Below are 15963 nucleotides of genomic sequence, written 5' to 3'. Positions count from 1 at the left end.
ACATGCAATGAGGAACGTTGCATTAGGCGCAGCCGCGCGGCTTCAGGGACTTGGACCAGGCCGGGAGTACGTCGATGATCTGCGGACGGGTGATGGACCAGAGTTCACGCCCTTGCCCCAGCGCGAGTTCCTGGCCGCCCAGGAGGACGTAGGAGGTCTTGTCGAAGATGAGGGATTCGCGGGAGATGGCGCCCCCGGGGCCTCGGTTGTCCACCCGGGTCACGGCGATGCCCGATGTGCCGGTGACGTCCTTGAGCTCTTCCGTCTCGATGCCCGGCAGGGTCGCGGCGATCTTGAAGATGGCTGCCTGCTGCTTGGGCGGGATCGGGCTGCCGAGGACGCTGACGACGGCGCGCCAGATCTGGGTCGCGGTGTCCTTTTTGAGGACCATCTTGTTGCCGAGTTCGGCAAGTTTGTGCCGGAGCTGCTCCTGGTCGGTCGGCCACCCACGGAGGTCGGCGTAGGCGGAGCGCCCCGCGCCAGGTCCGCTGGGGCACCGGGTCAGGAGCTCCTTGTACTCGCGGTCCTGGGGGTGGGACTTCGACGGCTTGTGCCACCACAGTTCTGGGCGGGAGCCGTCGACGGACTCCCAGACCTCGCCCGTGATGTGGCGCGGACCGACGTTGGGAACGCCGTTCTCGCTGCGCGTCTCCGCGATCCGCTCGTAGTGGAGATACTGGTCGTCGCGGGGTTCCGGCCACGGGGTGGCGCTCGCGGCCTCGGCCGCCAGCCTCAGGACCTCGGCGGCGCTCGCGGGCGCGGCGGGATTGAACGTCTGGACGGCGATCACTCCTGCGGTCATCGCCGCGACCAGGCCGCCTGCCAGCATCAGACGCCGCAGGCCGACCGGCCGGGCCCAGGGCCGGCGCTTCGTGCGGGCCTCGGCCAGAAGGGCGGCACGGGCGGGAGCGAGGCGGTCCGCAGTGGCGTGCGCCTTGTCGGCGAACAGGTCGCGCAGTTCGGTCAGGTCGTTCATGAGATCTGCTCCGTCGTGGGGTCGGTGCTGCCGAGGGCGCTGCGGACGATGGCCCGCGCGCGGTTGAGGCGGGAACGGACTGTTCCAATCGGGATGGACAGAGCATTGGCGACCTCCTCATAGGTAAGGTCAGCCCAGGCCACGAGCAAGAGGACGTCGCGGTCGCGGGCCTTCAGCGAGGCGAGCGCCTGGGCGAGAGGGCGGCGTACGGCATGCGCGCTCGCCCGCTCAAGAGCTTGTTCCGCGGCGTCGTCGGCGTCGGGAAGCACGCCCATTTTCGAGTACGCCTTATAGCGGTGTCTCTCAGCGCGCTGATGCCGGCGGATGAAGTTGGTCGCGAAGCCGTACAACCAGGGCAGGGCCTCCGGACGGGCGGTGTCGTAGTCGCGGCGCTGCCTGAACGCGGCGAGGAACGTCTCGGAGACGACGTCGTCGGCCGTGTCGTCGCCGAGCCGGCGGGCCACATAACGGTGGATGTGTCCGGCGTGCCTGTCGAACAGCAAGGCGAAATCCTCGGGATCTCGCCACGACCGTTCGATCAGGGCGGCGTCAGACAGGGTCGTACTGAGCGGCATGGGGGTGGGCCTTTTCAAGGAAGTAGTGTCGACCGTCTTTCACACAAGTCAGGAAACGAGTTCACGGGACGCTGCCGACCGCCCGGCAGGCTCGGGTGAAGGCCACGGACGCAGGTCAGGAGGCGAGGCCGAGAGCAGGGGTTTCGGTGGTGGGCCGCCGTGCGGTGCGCGAGACCGGAATGGCGCGGGAACCGGCGCTAAGGCGACGACCTGCGGTGATGTGGCCCTGGGGGACAACGAGCGGCACTGACCAGGTCAATGCACCGCGGCTGCCCGGCGAGTGGAGGGTTGGATCAGGCCGCCTCGTCCTTGGGCCTGGGCTTGGGAGCCGGAGCCAGCCGTACGCGGCCGGGGTGGGCCTCCTCGTCGGGGAAGACCCACTTCCGGAACGCCCAGAAACGAAAGACCATGGCGATCAGCGTGCCGATGACCTGCGCGCTCATGAAGTCGGCGATCTCCTGGGTGACCAGGCTCACGTCCGGGGTCTCCAGCAGGAACACGTACCGGGAGATCCATAGCGGCACGGAGCTGAGCACCAGACCAACGCCACTTACCAGGAAGAACAGCGCCGCCTCGTGATGGCGCTCGCGACCGCCCCTGGTCCGGAACGACCATTCACGGTTCAGCACATAGGACACGATCGTCGCCACGAGCACCGCGATGACCTTCGCGGTCACCGGCTTCGGTTCCAGAACAGTTAGCTTCAGCCCGTAGAACACCGCGTTGTCCACCAGGAACGCTGCTCCGCCCACCGCCGCGAACTTCAGCAGCTCACGATGCTTCAGCGCAAGGGCGGGCAGCGGTCCTGGCAATCTTGCGAGTACTGCTTTTGCTCTTTCGACGCATCCCGAGCTTCTCACCGGCCGGACACCCTGGTCTCAAGACTCACTGACACGGCCTTTCCGGCTCGGGCGGCCGGAGCCGCACCGGTCGACATCTGGTATCGATCCTCACTCACACCACAGTCGAATACGTCGCGGTGGAGCGCCCGTCAGGAGCCGGACCGTCTCGGTGACCGGATGAGCCACCCGGCGAACTCCAGCCCGGACACGACGTTGGGATGACTCCCCGCCGAAAGCGGATGCTCAACACCGATCAGGCGGCCACCATACATTCGTTCCATTGCGCCCCACCACTGATGCCGTAGCAGACGTGCGGAGAAGGTTCGTCGGAAAACCCACGGTTCCTTTCCGCGTAACGAGTCCGCCGGCCGGCAGCCGGGATGCCGGTTCGGTCTTGTGAACCGGCTGGTCGGCCTCATATCTTCGTCACCTCGGCGAGGATGGCATGCGCGGGAGACGGCTGGAAGCGGCGACGAGCCTCCGGCCAGGGACCCTCCCGATGCCGGCCGGGAAGAAAGGCGGGAGAGGTGGACGAGCGGCGCGTAGTGAAAATCTCCAAATACCTGGCCAAGCACCTGCGCCACAGGCCGGAGCGGATCGGGATCACGCTTGACGCCCACGGCTGGGTGGAGGTGGAGACACTGCTCGCCGCGGCGGCCGAGCACGGATTCCCGATCTCTTCTGCCGAGCTGGAACGCGTCGTGGCGGTCAATGACAAGCAGCGCTACCTGGTGGAGGACGGGAGGATCCGGGCCAGCCAGGGCCACTCGGTGCCCGTGGATCTGGAGCTGCCGGTCCTTCAGCCGCCGCAGTTCCTCTTCCACGGGACCGTGGCCCGCAGCCTGGCCGCGATCCGGGTGGAGGGGCTCCGGCCGATGACCCGCAACCACGTCCACCTGTCGCCGGACCGGGAGACCGCGACCCGGGTCGGCGCCCGCCGTGGCGTGCCGGTCGTCCTGGCGGTGGACGCCGGGGCGATGCACCGGGACGGGCACGCCTTCCATCTCAGCGCCAACGGCGTCTGGCTGGCCGAGCAGGTCCCGCCCGCGTTCATCCGCTTCCCGGGCTGATCGACGATCTCCGTGGGGAAGGACCGGTGAACGGTCCCCGTACCACCGGGCCGATCGGGGATTCCCGGCGGTGGGATCCGAAACGGCGAGGCCGCTACCTGCGCGGATCCCCCTCGCGATCTCAAGGCGTCACCGGAATGGTGCTAGGGGTACCTAGGGGGATGTGCCTCTTCTGCCCGGTAGGCAAGCATGAAATCTGGAGAGAGCGCTGCTCAGACGCTCTTTCCGGCAGCCGAACCGAGGCTCAGGCAAAGGAGTGTCCGGCATGAGGAAGACCATCGCTCTCGCCGCCCCGCCCACCGCGGAAGAGTCCGCCTCGCCAGATGAAGGACCCGTCGACGTCGTATTGGAGGGAGGACCGGCGTATGTCCCGCGGCAGCTCAGAGTCGAGCACGCCGCCGCGGTCGCCGGCAAGATCAAGGTGCCGTACGGCGCCGGTTACGAGCACTTCGAGCGGGTCAGGAGCGGCGTCTCCAGCGCGTGGGTGTTCCACTGGACGATGCGCACCAGGATCGCCGAGTAGGCGACCGCCCCGCCCTCACCGCGGACGTCATGCCGGGACCCGCCTCCAGATGCTGCGAGGCGGGTCCTGGGGTGTGCTCGGTCAGGGCTCGCGGGCGACCCGGAGAGCCCTGAGGATCGCGGGTCAAGCCGTGTCCTCACCTTCCACCCGCATCACGGTGCCGACGGCGCGGACCGCGTCGAGGCGGCGTAGCCGGCGGACGGTGGCGGCGAGCGCGGCGTCACTGGACCGGTGGGTGACCACGATGAGTTGCGCGTCGTCGCCCCGGCCCTCCTGGCGTACGGTCTGGATGGAGACGTCGTGTTCGGCGAACACCTCGGCGACGCGGGCCAGGACGCCCGACTTGTCGAGCACTTCCAGCGCGATGTAGGACCGGGTCATGGTCTCCCCCATCGGGTGGACGGGCAGCGCGGCGTAGACGGACTCGGACGGCCCGGACACCCCGGCGAGCCGGTTGCGCGCGACGGCCACCAGGTCGCCGAGCACCGCGCTGGCGGTGGGGGCGCCGCCCGCGCCGGCGCCGTAGAACATCAGCCTCCCCGCGGACCGCGCCTCCACGAAGACGGCGTTGTACGCCTCGCGCACCCCGGCCAGCGGGTGGGTCCGCGGGATCATCGCCGGGTGCACGCGGACGCCCACGCCGTGCCCGTCATCGCGAGCGCAGATGGCCAGCAGCTTGATCACGTATCCCATCGCGCGGGCGTTGGCGATGTCGGCCGCGGTGATCCTGGTGATGCCCTCGCGGTGGACGTCGGCGGAGGTCACCCGGCTGTGGAAGGCCAGCCCGGCCAGGATGGCCGCCTTGGCCGCGGCGTCGAAGCCCTCGACGTCGGCGGTCGGGTCCGCCTCGGCGTAGCCGAGCGCCTGCGCCTCCTGAAGCGCGTCGTCGAACGAGGCGCCGGTGGAGTCCATCCGGTCGAGGATGTAGTTCGTGGTGCCGTTGACGATGCCGATGACCCGGGTGACGCGGTCTCCGGCGAGGGATTCACGCAGCGGACGCAGCAGCGGGATCGCGCCGGCGACGCTCGCCTCGTAGTAGAGGTCCACCCCGTTCCTGCGGGCGGCCCGGTGCAGGGCGGCGCCGTCCTGGGCGAGCAGTGCCTTGTTCGCGGTGACGACGGACTTGCCCTTGGCCATCGCCTCCAGGATGAGCTTCTTGGCGGGTTCGACGCCGCCGATCACCTCGATGACGACGTCCACGTCCGGGTCGGTGACGAGGGCTCCGGCGTCGGTGGTCAGCAGGGCGGGGTCCAGGGCGGGGTCACGGGGCCGGTCGATCCTCCTGACCGCGACGCCCGCCAGTTCGAAGGGGGCGCCGACGCGCGCGGCGATGTCGTCGGCCTGCTCGCGCAGCAGCCTGGCGACCTGCGATCCGACCACCCCGCAGCCGAGTAACGCGACCTTCATCGGTTTCATCTTCAGCCCTTCGTCAGACGTTGAAGTACGTGGCCTCGGGATGGTGGACGACCAGTGCGGAGGTGGCCTGTTCGGGATGGAGCTGGAACTCCTCCGACAGCTCCACGCCGATCCGGCCCGGGTCGAGCAGTTCGAACAGCTGGGCCTGGTCCTCCAGGTTGGGGCAGGCGGGGTAGCCGAAGGAGTAGCGGCAGCCGGTGACGTTGACCTTGAGCATGTCCTGGAGCGATTCCTCGCCGCCGATGCCCAGCTCGCCGCGGACGCGCGCGTGCCAGTACTCGGCCAGGGCCTCGGTGAGCTGGACCGACAGCCCGTGCAGTTCCAGGTAGTCGCGGTAGGCGTCGCCGGCGAACAGCTCGGCGGTGGCCTCGCTGATCCTGCGGCCCATGGTCGCGATCTGGAACGACACCACGTCGACCTCGCCGGAGTCCTTGGAGCGGAAGAAATCCGACAGGCACAGGTGCCGGTCGCGGCGCTGGCGCGGGAAGGTGAACCGGGTGCGTTCGTTGCCCGCCTCGTTGAGGATGATCAGCGAGTCGCCGTCGCTGACGCACGGGAAGTAGCCGTAGACCACGGCCGCCTCCAGCAGGCCCTCGGTCTGCGCGCGTTCCAGCCACATCCGCAGCCGGGGCCGGCCCTCGGTCTCCACCAGCTCCTCGTAGGAGGGCCCGTCGCCTCCGCGTGCGGCCTTCAGGCCCCACTGGCCCATGAAGGTGGCCCGCTCGTCCAGGAAGGAGGCGTACTCGTTCAGGGCGACGCCCTTGACGACACGGTCTCCGAGGAACGGGGCCTTCGGGACGGGGTTGTCGGCGGCGACGTCGGAGCGGGAGGGCAGCTCCTCCTCCGGGGTCCTGGCCAGCGTGGCGCCGACCTTGACCCGGCGCTCGCGCAGCGCGGGGAGTTCCGCTCCCTCCTCGCCGCGTTTGACCTTCATGAACGCGTCCATCAGGCGCAGGCCCTCGAACGCGTCGCGGGCGTAGCGGACCTCGCCCTCGAACAGGTCGGCCAGGTCCCCTTCCACGTACGCCCTGGTGAGGGCGGCGCCGCCCAGCAGGACCGGGTATCTGGCGGCGATCTTCCTGGAGTTCATCTCCTCCAGGTTCTCCTTCATGATCACCGTGGACTTCACCAGCAGCCCGGACATGCCGATCACGTCGGCGTTCTTGTTCTCGGCCGCCTCCAGGATCGCCGACACCGGCTGCTTGATGCCGAGGTTGACGACCTCGTAGCCGTTGTTGGACAGGATGATGTCGACCAGGTTCTTGCCGATGTCGTGCACGTCGCCCTTGACGGTGGCCAGCACGATGCGGCCCTTGCCGCCTCCCTCGGCCTTCTCCATGTGCGGTTCGAGGTAGGCGACGGCGGTCTTCATGACCTCGGCCGACTGCAGCACGAACGGCAGCTGCATCTGCCCGGAGCCGAACAGCTCCCCCACGGTCTTCATGCCGTCCAGCAGCACGTCGTTGACGATCTCCAGGGCGGGCCGCTGCTCCAGCCCCGCGTCCAGGTCCGCTTCCAGGCCCTTCTTCTCCCCGTCCACGATCCGCCGGGACAGGCGCTCCCACAGCGGCAGGCGGAGGAGCTCGGCGGCCTTGCCCGCCTTCATCGCGGCGGCGTCCACGCCGTCGTACAGCTCCATGAACCGCTGCAGCGGGTCGTAGCCCTCGCGTCGCCGGTCGTAGATCATGTCCAGGGCGACCTGGCGCTGCTCCTCGGGGATCCGCGCCATCGGCAGGATCTTCGACGCGTGCGCGATCGCCGAGTCCAGGCCGGCGTCGACGCACTCGTTCAGGAAGACCGAGTTCAGCACCATCCGCGCGGCCGGGTTCAGCCCGAAGGAGATGTTGGACAACCCCAGCGTGGTCTGCACGGCCGGGTAGCGGCGTTTGAGCTCGCGGATGGCCTCGATCGTCTCGATGCCGTCGCGGCGGGTCTCCTCCTGGCCGGTGGCGATCGGGAAGGTGAGACAGTCGACGATGATGTCCTGGACCCGCATCCCCCAGTCGCCGGTCAGGTCCTCGATCAGCCGCGAAGCGATGCGGATCTTCCCGTCGGCGGTGCGGGCCTGGCCCTCCTCGTCGATCGTCAACGCCACCACGGCGGCGCCGTGCTCCCGCACCAGCCGCATGATCTTCTGGAAGCGGGAGCCGGGACCGGCGCCGTCCTCGTAGTTGACCGAGTTGACGACCGCCCGGCCGCCGATCATCTCCAGCCCCGCCTCCAGTACGGCGGGCTCGGTGGAGTCGAGCATGATCGGCAGCGTGGAGGCGGTGGCGAACCGGAACGCCACCTCCTTCATGTCGGCCACCCCGTCACGGCCCACGTAGTCGACGCACAGGTCGAGCAGGTGCGCCCCGTCCCTGGCCTGGACCCGGGCGATCTCGACGCACTCCTCCCAGTTCTGGGCGAGCATCGCCTCCCGGAACGCCTTGGAGCCGTTGGCGTTGGTGCGCTCGCCCACGGCCAGGTAGGAGGTGTCCTGCCGGAACGGCACATGCTGGTACAGCGACGCGGCGCCCGCCTCCGGACGGGGACGCCGCTCCGCCGGGGGCCGGCCGCCGACCCGCTCCACGACCTGGCGCAGATGCTCGGGCGTGGTCCCGCAGCAGCCGCCGACCAGGGCCAGGCCGTAGTCGCGCGCGAAGGTCTCGTGCGCGTCCGCCAGTTCCGCGGGCGACAACGGGTAGTACGCGCCGCCGGAGACGAGGACGGGCAGGCCCGCGTTCGGCATGCACGACAGGGGAACGCGGGCGTGACGGGCCAGATACCGCAGGTGCTCGCTCATCTCGGCGGGGCCGGTGGCGCAGTTCAGGCCGATGACGTCCACGCCCAGCGGTTCGATCGCGGTGAGCGCGGCGCCGATCTCCGAGCCCAGCAGCATCGCGCCGTTCGCCTCGATCGTGACCTGCGCGACGACCACGATGTCGCGCCCCGCGGCCTCCCTCGCCCTGTGCGCGCCCACGATCGCGGCCTTGACCTGGAGCAGGTCCTGCGAGGTCTCGACGATGATCGCGTCCGCGCCGCCCGCGATCAGCCCGGCCGCGTTGTCGCGGTAGGCGTCGCGCAGCGTCGCATAGGGCAGGTGCCCCAGGCTGGGCAACTTCGTACCGGGGCCCATGGACCCCAGGACGAACCGCGGCCTCTCCGGCGTCGACCACCGGTCGGCGGCCTCCCGGGCGATCCGCGCGCCCGCCTCCGAGTACTCGAAGATCCGGTCGCCGATGTCGTACTCGCCCAACGCCGAGAGGTTGGCGCCGAACGTGTTGGTCTCCACGCAGTCCACCCCCGCCTCCAGGTAGGCGTCGTGCACCGCGCGCACGATGTCGGGACGGCTGACGTTCAGGACCTCGTTGCAACCCTCGTTGCCCTGGAAGTCCTCCATCGTCGGATCCTGCGCCTGCAGCATCGTCCCCATCGCCCCGTCGGCGACCAGGACGCGCTCGGACAGAGCCGCACGAAGGGACGCTCTGTTCCCCATGACGACGTTACTCATGACGACACCGGCTCTCGGTCGGCGGGGCTGTCCCGCTGGGGCACACCATCGGTGGAACGGGCCGGGGGCCGGCCGGGTCAGACCGCGCGGCGGAGGGCGTCGGCGCGGTCGGTGGCCTCCCAGGGGAAGCCCTCGCGGCCGAAGTGGCCGTAGGCGGCGGTCTCGGAGTAGATCGGGCGCAGCAGGTCCAGATCCCGGATGATCGCGGCCGGGCGCAGGTCGAAGACCTTGAGCACGGCGTCCTGGATCCTGCCGACCGCCGCCTTCTCGGTGCCGAAGGTCTCGACGAACACGCCGACCGGCTGCGCCTTGCCGATCGCGTAGGCGACCTGGACCTCGGCGCGGTCGGCCAGGCCCGCGGCCACGATGTTCTTGGCGACCCAGCGCATGGCGTAGGCGGCCGAGCGGTCGACCTTGGACGGGTCCTTGCCGGAGAACGCGCCGCCGCCGTGGCGGGCCATGCCGCCGTAGGTGTCAACGATGATCTTGCGGCCGGTCAGTCCGGCGTCGCCCATCGGGCCGCCGATCTCAAAACGCCCGGTCGGGTTGACCAGCAGCCGGTAGCCCTCGGTGTCGAGGTCGAGACCGGCCAGGACCGGCTTCACCACGTGCTCGCGGATGTCGGGGGCCAGGATCTCCCCGAGGTCGATCTCCGGAGCGTGCTGCGTGGACACCACGACCGTGTCGAGCCGGACCGGACGGTCGCCGTCGTACTCGACGGTGACCTGTGTCTTGCCGTCGGGGCGCAGGTACGGCAAGGTGCCGTCCTTGCGGACCCGCGACAGCCGGGAGGCCATCCTGTGCGCCAGCGTGATCGGCAGCGGCATCAGCTCGGGCGTCTCGCGGCAGGCGTAGCCGAACATCAGGCCCTGGTCGCCGGCGCCCTGACGGTCGAGCTCGTCGCCGGCCTGGTCGACCCGGCTCTCGTAGGCGTCGTCGACGCCCTGGGCGATGTCGGGCGACTGCGCGCCGATGGACACCGACACACCGCACGAGGCGCCGTCGAAGCCCTTGTGGGAGGCGTCGTAGCCGATCTCCAGGATCTTCTCCCGGATCACGCCGGGGATGTCGACGTAGGTCTCCGTCGTCACCTCTCCGGCGACGTGGACCTGGCCAGTGGTGATCATCGTCTCGACGGCGACGCGGCTTCTGGCGTCCCCCTTGAGCATGGCGTCGAGGATCGCGTCACTGATCTGATCGGCGATCTTGTCGGGATGGCCCTCGGTGACCGACTCGGAGGTGAACAGGCGACGGGACACGGAGCGACTCCTTTCGGAAGGTTCGGTCGAGGTTCAGGCGAAGGCGAGACGGGAGGTGATCACTCTGAGGATCTCGGCCTGGTGCGCGTTCAAATAGAAGTGGCCGCCGGTGAAGACCTTCAGCTCGAAGGCGCCGCGGGTGAAGTCGCGCCAGCCCTGCGCCTCCTCCAGGGTGGTGGTCGGGTCGTCGTCGCCCACCAGTACGGTCACCGGCGCCGCCAGCGGCGGGCCGGGGCGGTAGGCGTAGGTCTCCACGGCCTTGTAGTCGGTGCGGATCGCGTCCAGCACCATGCGCAGGAGCTCCTCGTCCTCCAGCACCTGGGACTGGGTGCCGTCCAGGCGGCGCAGCTCGGCCACCAGCCCGGCGTCGTCGCGCAGGTGCACCCGCTCCTCGCGGTTGTGGGACGGGGCCCGCCTGCCGGACAGGAACAGGTGCGCGGGGTCGATGCCGTCGCCTTCCATCAGGCGGGCCACCTCGAAGGCCAGGGTGGCGCCCATGCTGTGCCCGAACAGCGCGATCGGGCGGTCGGCCCACGGCCGGAGCTGCTCGTAGATCTGTGCGGCCAGGTCCTGGATGTTCTCCACGCCCGGTTCGGCGCGCCGGTCCTGGCGGCCCGGGTACTGGATCGCCAGCACGTCGACCGCGGGCGACAGCGCCTGCGCGACGGGCAGGTAGTAGGTGGCCGAGCCGCCCGCGTGCGGGAGGCAGACCAGCCGGATGGGGCTGCCGGGCGCCGCGTGGAAGCGCCGGATCCAGCGGAGGGTGTCGATCGTTGCCTGGGTCATCGGGGGTCGCCTTTCACAGCGGGATGTTGTTGTGGTCGCCGCGCCGGCCCGGGACCGCCGCGAACGCCGCGGCCAGCCTGCTCTTCGTGCCGGCCGGGTCGATCACCTCGTCCACCACCTGGAGCGCCAGCGCCCGGGTCACGCCGCCGGACAGCGCCTCGTGCTCCTGGACCAGGCGGGTCTTCAGTGCCTCCCGCTCGTGCTCCGGCGCGGCGGCGAGCTTCTTGCGGTGCAGGATCCCGACCGCCGCCTCCGCGCCCATCACCGCGACCTCCGCCTCCGGCCAGGCGAACACCGCGGTCGCGCCGAGGGAGCGCGAGTTCATCGCGATGTAGGCGCCGCCGTAGGACTTGCGGGTGACCAGGGTGACCTTGGGGACGACCGCCTCGGCGAAGGCGTGCAGCAGCTTGGCCCCGCGCCGGACCACGCCCGACCATTCCTGCCCGACGCCGGGCAGGTAGCCGGGTACGTCCACGATGACCAGCAGCGGGATGCCGAAGGCATCGCACATCCGGACGAACCTGGACGCCTTCTCCGCCGACAGGGAGTCGAGGCAGCCGCCCTTGCGGATCGGGTTGTTCGCGACCACCCCGACCGTCCGCCCGGCGAAGCGTCCGAGGCCGACCACGATGTTGGCCGCCCACTTGGGCTGGATCTCCTCGAAGTCGCCGTCCAGGATCTCCCTGATCAGCGGCCGTACCTCATAGGCGCGGCGCGGTTCGGCGGGCAGCAGGTCGCGCAGGTTCCGCTCGTCCCGCACCGCGCCGGGGTCGAAGACGCCCTGCCGGCCGAACAGCTCGACCAGCCCGCGCGCCTTCTCGTACGCCTGGGCCTCGGTGTCGACGGTCATGTGGACGACGCCGGACTTGCGGCTGTGCGCCTCGACCCCGCCGAGGCTCTCCATGTCGATCTCCTCGCCGGTGACGCTGCGCACGACCTCGGGCCCGGTGACGAACACCCTGCCGCCCTTGACCATGATCACCAGGTCGGTCAGCGCGGGGCCGTACGCGGCGGCGCCCGCGGCCGGTCCCAGGACGACGGAGATCTGCGGCACCCGGCCGGAGGCGCGGGTCATCGCCGCGAACATCTCACCGACGCCGTGCATGGACTCGACGCCCTCGGCGAGTTTGGCGCCGCCCGAGTGCCACAGCCCGATGACCGGGCACCCGTCCAGCAGCGCGGTGTCGACGGCGTCGACGATGTGCTTGGCGCCGGCGCCGCCGATCGCGCCGCCCATCAGGGTGGCGTCGGTGCAGTAGGCGATCACCTCGGCGCCGTGGATCCGGCCGCGGACCGCGACGACGCCGCTGTCGTCGGGGTCGTGCAGCGGCTCGTACGGGCCGGGGTCGAGCAGTTGTGCGAGCCGTACCGCGGGTTCGCGGAAGTCGGGTTCCCGCGAAACGCGTTCGGACGCGGCGATCACCATGGTCATGGGGGCTCCCCTTGAGACGCGTGGTCCGAAGACGACCACGGATGGAAGGTCGTTGTACGGCGGCCGCAAGGAGGAGGTCGACCTGGATCAGGGGCGACCGCCACCTCCGGCCGCCTGGACGAGGTCGTTGCCGCCGACGGTGAAGCGGACTTTGACGTCCTTGGAGTAGGTCGTGCCTTCGATCGCGCCGGCGAACCCGCGCACTTCGAGCGGGCCGGTGCCGCCGTTGATGACGACGTCGGCGCCGAAGACCTTGATGAAGATCGCCGTCTCCTCCGGCACGTCGAGGACCAGGTCGATGCGGCCCTTCTGGCGGAAGTAACGCAGTGCGGACGACGAGCCGATGTGCAGGACGTCGCCCTTGACGGAGGCCTCCGCGCCCAGTGTCGCCGTGTCGCCGAGCGCCTTGACGGTCACCGTCGTGGTCTTGACGGCGTTGATCCTGATGTTGCCACCGACGATGCGGATCTCGACTCGCTTGATCAGGCCTGCCTTGGTGGAGCGGAACACTTCCACCGATTTGTCAGACGACACGGCGATCTCCTCTGGATCTACGACGGGGGGGTTCGTGCGCTCGATTGTCCCACGATGATCCACAGCGGGCTGGGGCATCGGGTCAGTCGGCCGAGGCCACCAGGTCCCCGCGGACGAGGCCGGTGCCGTCCGGCACCTCCGCGGGATCGGTGCCGATCTGCATGATCTTGTTGTCCCTGTCGACGAAGACGACCTTGGGCTTCAGCGAGGACAGGTCCTGCTCGGCGACGGCGGCGTAGGCGATGATGATCACCAGGTCGCCCTCCTGGATGAGGCGGGCGGCGGCGCCGTTGATGCCGATCACCCCGGAGTCGGCCGGACCCTCGATCACGTAGGTGGACAGGCGGTTGCCGTTGTCGATGTCGACGATGTCGACCTTCTCGCCCTCGATCAGGCCGGCGGCGAGCATCAGGTCATGGCTGATCGTGACGGATCCGACGTAGTGCAGGTCGGCCTGGGTGACGGTGGCCCGGTGGATCTTGGACTTCATCAGGGTGCGAAACATGGTCCCTCACAGGTGTTCACGACGGGAAGGGGTGCTGCGCCGCCGGGACGGTCGCGCCCGGCTCCGGCAGGACGCCGGCGACGAAGTAGTCGGTCAGCGCGCGGGCGACATGGGGGTTGGGGTTGTAGAACGCGGTGTGGCCCTCGCCGTCGACGGTGAGCAGGTGCGCGTCGGCGAGCAGGCCCAGGAGCTTCTCGGTGCCCTCGTAGGCGGTGCCGGGGTCTCCGACGGTGCCGATCAGCAGGATGGGCGCGGCGGTCGGGCGGTCCCAGGGGCCGATGTACCGGTTCTGGCTGGTGGTCCACGACGCGCAGGCGACCGACCCCCAGTTGACCACGGTGCCCATGCCGCCGGCCCGCTCCTCGGCGACCTTGCCCTGGGCGAACCAGCTCTGCGGATCGGACGGGTTGGGGGTGTCGCCGCCGAGCAGCGCCAGCGACCACTCCGGCGGGGCGGCGAACAGCGGCGGCAGTTCGGTGCCGCCCGGCCGGTTCGCCACGTCGAGCTTGGTCTCGAGCGGGCCGTCCTCCTCGGGCCTCTCGGTGGCGAGCCAGAGCTCCTGGAGGATCTCGGCCTGGGAGCTCCAGTAGCCGATCTGGTAGAGGGCGACCCACATGTTGGCGATGACCATGGGATAGGTCACGGTCTGGGGGCCCTCGGGGGTGTTGAGCGTGACCGGCCGGGTGCGCAGCCGCTCCAGCAGGGTCTGGAACTTGGCGCGGGTGGCCTCGCCGTCGCCGGCGGCGAACGCGCAGGCGCCGGGCCCGGCCTCGCCGCCGAGGGTGAGGAAGTGGTCCACCCCGCGGGCCGCGGACACGTCGAAGCCGAGACGCAGCGTGGCGTTCAGGGTGGGGTCGTCGTCGTCGGTGAACCAGTTGACCGGGTCGATCGCGCCGTCCAGCGCGATCGCCCGGACCTTGCCGGGGAACAGGTTGGCGTACGTGGTGCCGAGCAGGGAACCGAAGGAGACGCCGAAGTAGTTGAGGGTGGCGTCGCCGACGGCCTCGCGCAGCACGTCCATGTCGCGGGCGATGTCGGCGGTGGAGATGTGCGGCAGCAGTTTCCGGTTGCCCTCGCTGACAAGCTTGGCGAAGGCGGTGAACTTGTCGACCCAGATCTGCCCCTCCTGCTCCGTCACCGGGAAGGGCAGCGGCAGGTCGCCGAAGAACGCGCCCATGTCCTCCATGGAGGTGAAGCCCTGGACGGGGCTGCTCTCGCCGGCGCCACGCGGGTCGAAGCTGACGATGTCGAACCGCTCGCGCACCTCCGCGGGCAGGAACCGGTAGTGCGCGGGCAGCAGGGTGACGCCCGGGAACGCCGGTCCGCCGGGCACGAAGAACAGCGAGCCGATCCTGCGGGCGGGGTCGGTGGCCGGGTGCCGGATCACCGCGATGTCGATCAGTTCGCCACCGGGCTCGCGGTGGTCGAGCGGCACCTTGGCGGTGGCCACCTCAAATTCCTCCGCGCCCTCTTTGGGCTGCCAGTCCAGCGAAGTTCCCATGGGTCCTCTCCTTAGCTCACGGTGGCGCGGCGCCGCAGGCTCAGCGGGCGCAGATCAGTCCAAACGGTCGTGATGTGGGCGAGGCAGTCGTCCCGCTCGCCGGTGAAGCCGGTGGTCAGCCAGCCGTTCGGAGGCTGCCTGTCGGCGGGCCACAGGGAGTACTGCTCCTCGTGGTTGACCACGACGGCCCAGGTCTCCGATCCGGTCATCGCGGCTTCTCCCCCGAGTACATGAAGACCAGGAGCATGGCGGAGGAGAGCGGCGAGGCGAGGAACTCGTCCACCGCGTCGGCGAGCTCGCGGACGGCGTCCTCGGCGGCGGGGTTGAGGGCGACCATCATGGCGTAGCGGGAGCGGATGTTGAGCTGCGGGTCCAGCATGGCCATGCCGATCTCGTCGCTGGACACCGCGACGGCCTCGACCCTGATCCGCTCGAAGCCGGCGGCCAGCAGCATCTGCGGGATCTTGCGGCCGATCAGGCGGTCGCCGCCGCGCTGGGCCTGCAGGTCGATGCGCATCTGGATGACCTGGTCGATGACCGGGAGCCGCGGCGCGGGGTGCACGGTGCCCCAGAGGTGGTCGTCCACATCGGCGATGACGACCTGGCCGCCGGGACGCAGCACGCGGTGCATCTCGCGCAGCGCCGCGACGGGCTCGGGCACGTGCTGGAGGAGGAAGCGGGCGTGGGCGACGTCGAAGCTTCCGTCCGGCAGCGGCTGCTCCAGGACGGAGCCCTGGACGAACCGCAGCCGGTTCTCGTCGTAGTCACCGAGGTACGCCTTGGCCTCGGCGATCTGGTGCTCCTCCAGTTCCAGGGAGGTGAGGGAGCCCTGCGGGACCTCCTGGAGGAGCAGCTCGGTGATGAAGCCGGGGCCGGAGCCGATCTCCAGGACGTCGGCGTCGGGGCGCAGCCCCCATTCCCGCATGACGCGGGCCTCCTTCGGCCAGGAGGCCGTCGCCTGGATCCTGAGCCGGTTGAGCTCGTTCTCGGGATGGGGGTGCTCCCCGGCTCCGTAGTACGACGACTCGCGAGTGGTAGTCATGATCGTGTT

Annotated in this window: 15 protein-coding genes; 2 read left to right on the top strand and 13 right to left on the bottom strand. The window is 69.9% G+C overall.

Going from position 1 to position 15963, the window contains the following annotated elements; all coding sequences use genetic code 11:
• Positions 1-22: 22 nt before the first annotated feature.
• The 3 genes from J2853_RS04730 to J2853_RS04720 form a co-directional block, all read right to left on the bottom strand.
• A complete protein-coding gene (locus J2853_RS04730) occupies positions 23-976 on the bottom strand; it encodes a CU044_5270 family protein (RefSeq protein WP_307555333.1) in 954 nt (317 codons plus the stop codon).
• Positions 973-1551 carry an RNA polymerase sigma factor gene (locus J2853_RS04725; RefSeq protein ID WP_307555331.1) on the bottom strand — a complete coding sequence of 193 codons (579 nt, stop codon included), beginning with the start codon at positions 1549-1551 and terminating at the stop codon, positions 973-975. Before J2853_RS04725 ends, J2853_RS04730 begins: the two co-directional genes overlap by 4 nt.
• Before the next feature lie 293 nt (positions 1552-1844).
• Positions 1845-2363 (bottom strand): GtrA family protein, encoded by a 519-nt coding sequence (locus J2853_RS04720; RefSeq protein ID WP_307555329.1) that lies wholly within the window; start codon positions 2361-2363, stop codon positions 1845-1847.
• 557 nt (positions 2364-2920) lie between these two features.
• On the opposite strand from J2853_RS04720, the gene J2853_RS04715 reads away from it, so the two are divergent.
• On the top strand, positions 2921-3463 hold the full coding sequence (locus J2853_RS04715) for an RNA 2'-phosphotransferase (protein WP_307555328.1): 543 nt from the start codon (positions 2921-2923) through the stop codon (positions 3461-3463).
• Between the two features lie 265 nt (positions 3464-3728).
• Complete coding sequence (locus J2853_RS04710) at positions 3729-3986, top strand: DUF5988 family protein (RefSeq protein ID WP_307555326.1); 258 nt, start codon at positions 3729-3731, stop codon at positions 3984-3986.
• Between the two features lie 123 nt (positions 3987-4109).
• On the opposite strand, the gene J2853_RS04705 is transcribed toward J2853_RS04710, so the two are convergent.
• The 10 genes from J2853_RS04705 to J2853_RS04660 form a co-directional block, all read right to left on the bottom strand.
• A complete protein-coding gene (locus tag J2853_RS04705) occupies positions 4110-5393 on the bottom strand; it encodes a homoserine dehydrogenase (RefSeq protein WP_307555325.1) in 1284 nt (427 codons plus the stop codon).
• A gap of 22 nt (positions 5394-5415) precedes the next feature.
• Positions 5416-8880: a methionine synthase gene (gene metH / locus J2853_RS04700; protein WP_307568599.1), complete on the bottom strand. Its 3465-nt coding sequence runs from the start codon at positions 8878-8880 to the stop codon at positions 5416-5418.
• 92 nt (positions 8881-8972) lie between these two features.
• Positions 8973-10154 (bottom strand): methionine adenosyltransferase, encoded by a 1182-nt coding sequence (gene metK / locus J2853_RS04695; protein ID WP_307555324.1) that lies wholly within the window; start codon positions 10152-10154, stop codon positions 8973-8975.
• Between the two features lie 33 nt (positions 10155-10187).
• Entirely contained in the window at positions 10188-10940 is a 753-nt protein-coding gene (locus J2853_RS04690) for a thioesterase II family protein (RefSeq protein ID WP_307555321.1), read from the bottom strand.
• Between the two features lie 13 nt (positions 10941-10953).
• Positions 10954-12372: an acyl-CoA carboxylase subunit beta gene (locus J2853_RS04685; RefSeq protein WP_442480512.1), complete on the bottom strand. Its 1419-nt coding sequence runs from the start codon at positions 12370-12372 to the stop codon at positions 10954-10956.
• Positions 12373-12459: 87 nt separating this feature from the next.
• Positions 12460-12906 carry a hypothetical protein gene (locus tag J2853_RS04680; RefSeq protein WP_307555319.1) on the bottom strand — a complete coding sequence of 149 codons (447 nt, stop codon included), beginning with the start codon at positions 12904-12906 and terminating at the stop codon, positions 12460-12462.
• Between the two features lie 82 nt (positions 12907-12988).
• On the bottom strand, positions 12989-13411 hold the full coding sequence (gene panD, locus J2853_RS04675; protein WP_307555317.1) for an aspartate 1-decarboxylase: 423 nt from the start codon (positions 13409-13411) through the stop codon (positions 12989-12991).
• A 16-nt stretch (positions 13412-13427) separates the two neighbouring features.
• On the bottom strand, positions 13428-14912 hold the full coding sequence (locus J2853_RS04670) for an alpha/beta hydrolase (protein WP_307555315.1): 1485 nt from the start codon (positions 14910-14912) through the stop codon (positions 13428-13430).
• An 11-nt stretch (positions 14913-14923) separates the two neighbouring features.
• On the bottom strand, positions 14924-15121 hold the full coding sequence (locus J2853_RS04665; protein WP_307555313.1) for an MbtH family protein: 198 nt from the start codon (positions 15119-15121) through the stop codon (positions 14924-14926).
• Positions 15118-15954 carry a class I SAM-dependent methyltransferase gene (locus tag J2853_RS04660; RefSeq protein ID WP_307555311.1) on the bottom strand — a complete coding sequence of 279 codons (837 nt, stop codon included), beginning with the start codon at positions 15952-15954 and terminating at the stop codon, positions 15118-15120. The genes J2853_RS04665 and J2853_RS04660 overlap by 4 nt, the downstream gene beginning before the upstream one ends.
• Between the last annotated feature and the right edge of the window lie 9 nt (positions 15955-15963).

Source organism: Streptosporangium lutulentum (assembly GCF_030811455.1).
In the GTDB taxonomy this organism is placed as follows: domain Bacteria; phylum Actinomycetota; class Actinomycetes; order Streptosporangiales; family Streptosporangiaceae; genus Streptosporangium; species Streptosporangium lutulentum.
Note: the sequence above shows the minus strand (reverse complement) of the source record. Positions and strands in the feature narration are given on the sequence as shown.

Bases quoted from the DNA above. Each gene is read 5' to 3' on its own strand.
- J2853_RS04730 (WP_307555333.1), bottom strand. From the start codon at position 976: ATGAACGACCTGACCGAACTGCGCGACCTGTTCGCCGACAAGGCGCAC.
- J2853_RS04725 (WP_307555331.1), bottom strand. From the start codon at position 1,551: ATGCCGCTCAGTACGACCCTGTCTGACGCCGCCCTGATCGAACGGTCG.
- J2853_RS04710 (WP_307555326.1), top strand. From the start codon at position 3,729: ATGAGGAAGACCATCGCTCTCGCCGCCCCGCCCACCGCGGAAGAGTCC.
- J2853_RS04705 (WP_307555325.1), bottom strand. From the start codon at position 5,393: ATGAAGGTCGCGTTACTCGGCTGCGGGGTGGTCGGATCGCAGGTCGCC.
- metH (WP_307568599.1), bottom strand. From the start codon at position 8,880: ATGGGGAACAGAGCGTCCCTTCGTGCGGCTCTGTCCGAGCGCGTCCTG.
- J2853_RS04690 (WP_307555321.1), bottom strand. From the start codon at position 10,940: ATGACCCAGGCAACGATCGACACCCTCCGCTGGATCCGGCGCTTCCAC.
- J2853_RS04685 (WP_442480512.1), bottom strand. From the start codon at position 12,372: ATGACCATGGTGATCGCCGCGTCCGAACGCGTTTCGCGGGAACCCGAC.
- panD (WP_307555317.1), bottom strand. From the start codon at position 13,411: ATGTTTCGCACCCTGATGAAGTCCAAGATCCACCGGGCCACCGTCACC.
- J2853_RS04670 (WP_307555315.1), bottom strand. From the start codon at position 14,912: ATGGGAACTTCGCTGGACTGGCAGCCCAAAGAGGGCGCGGAGGAATTT.
- J2853_RS04665 (WP_307555313.1), bottom strand. From the start codon at position 15,121: ATGACCGGATCGGAGACCTGGGCCGTCGTGGTCAACCACGAGGAGCAG.
- J2853_RS04660 (WP_307555311.1), bottom strand. From the start codon at position 15,954: ATGACTACCACTCGCGAGTCGTCGTACTACGGAGCCGGGGAGCACCCC.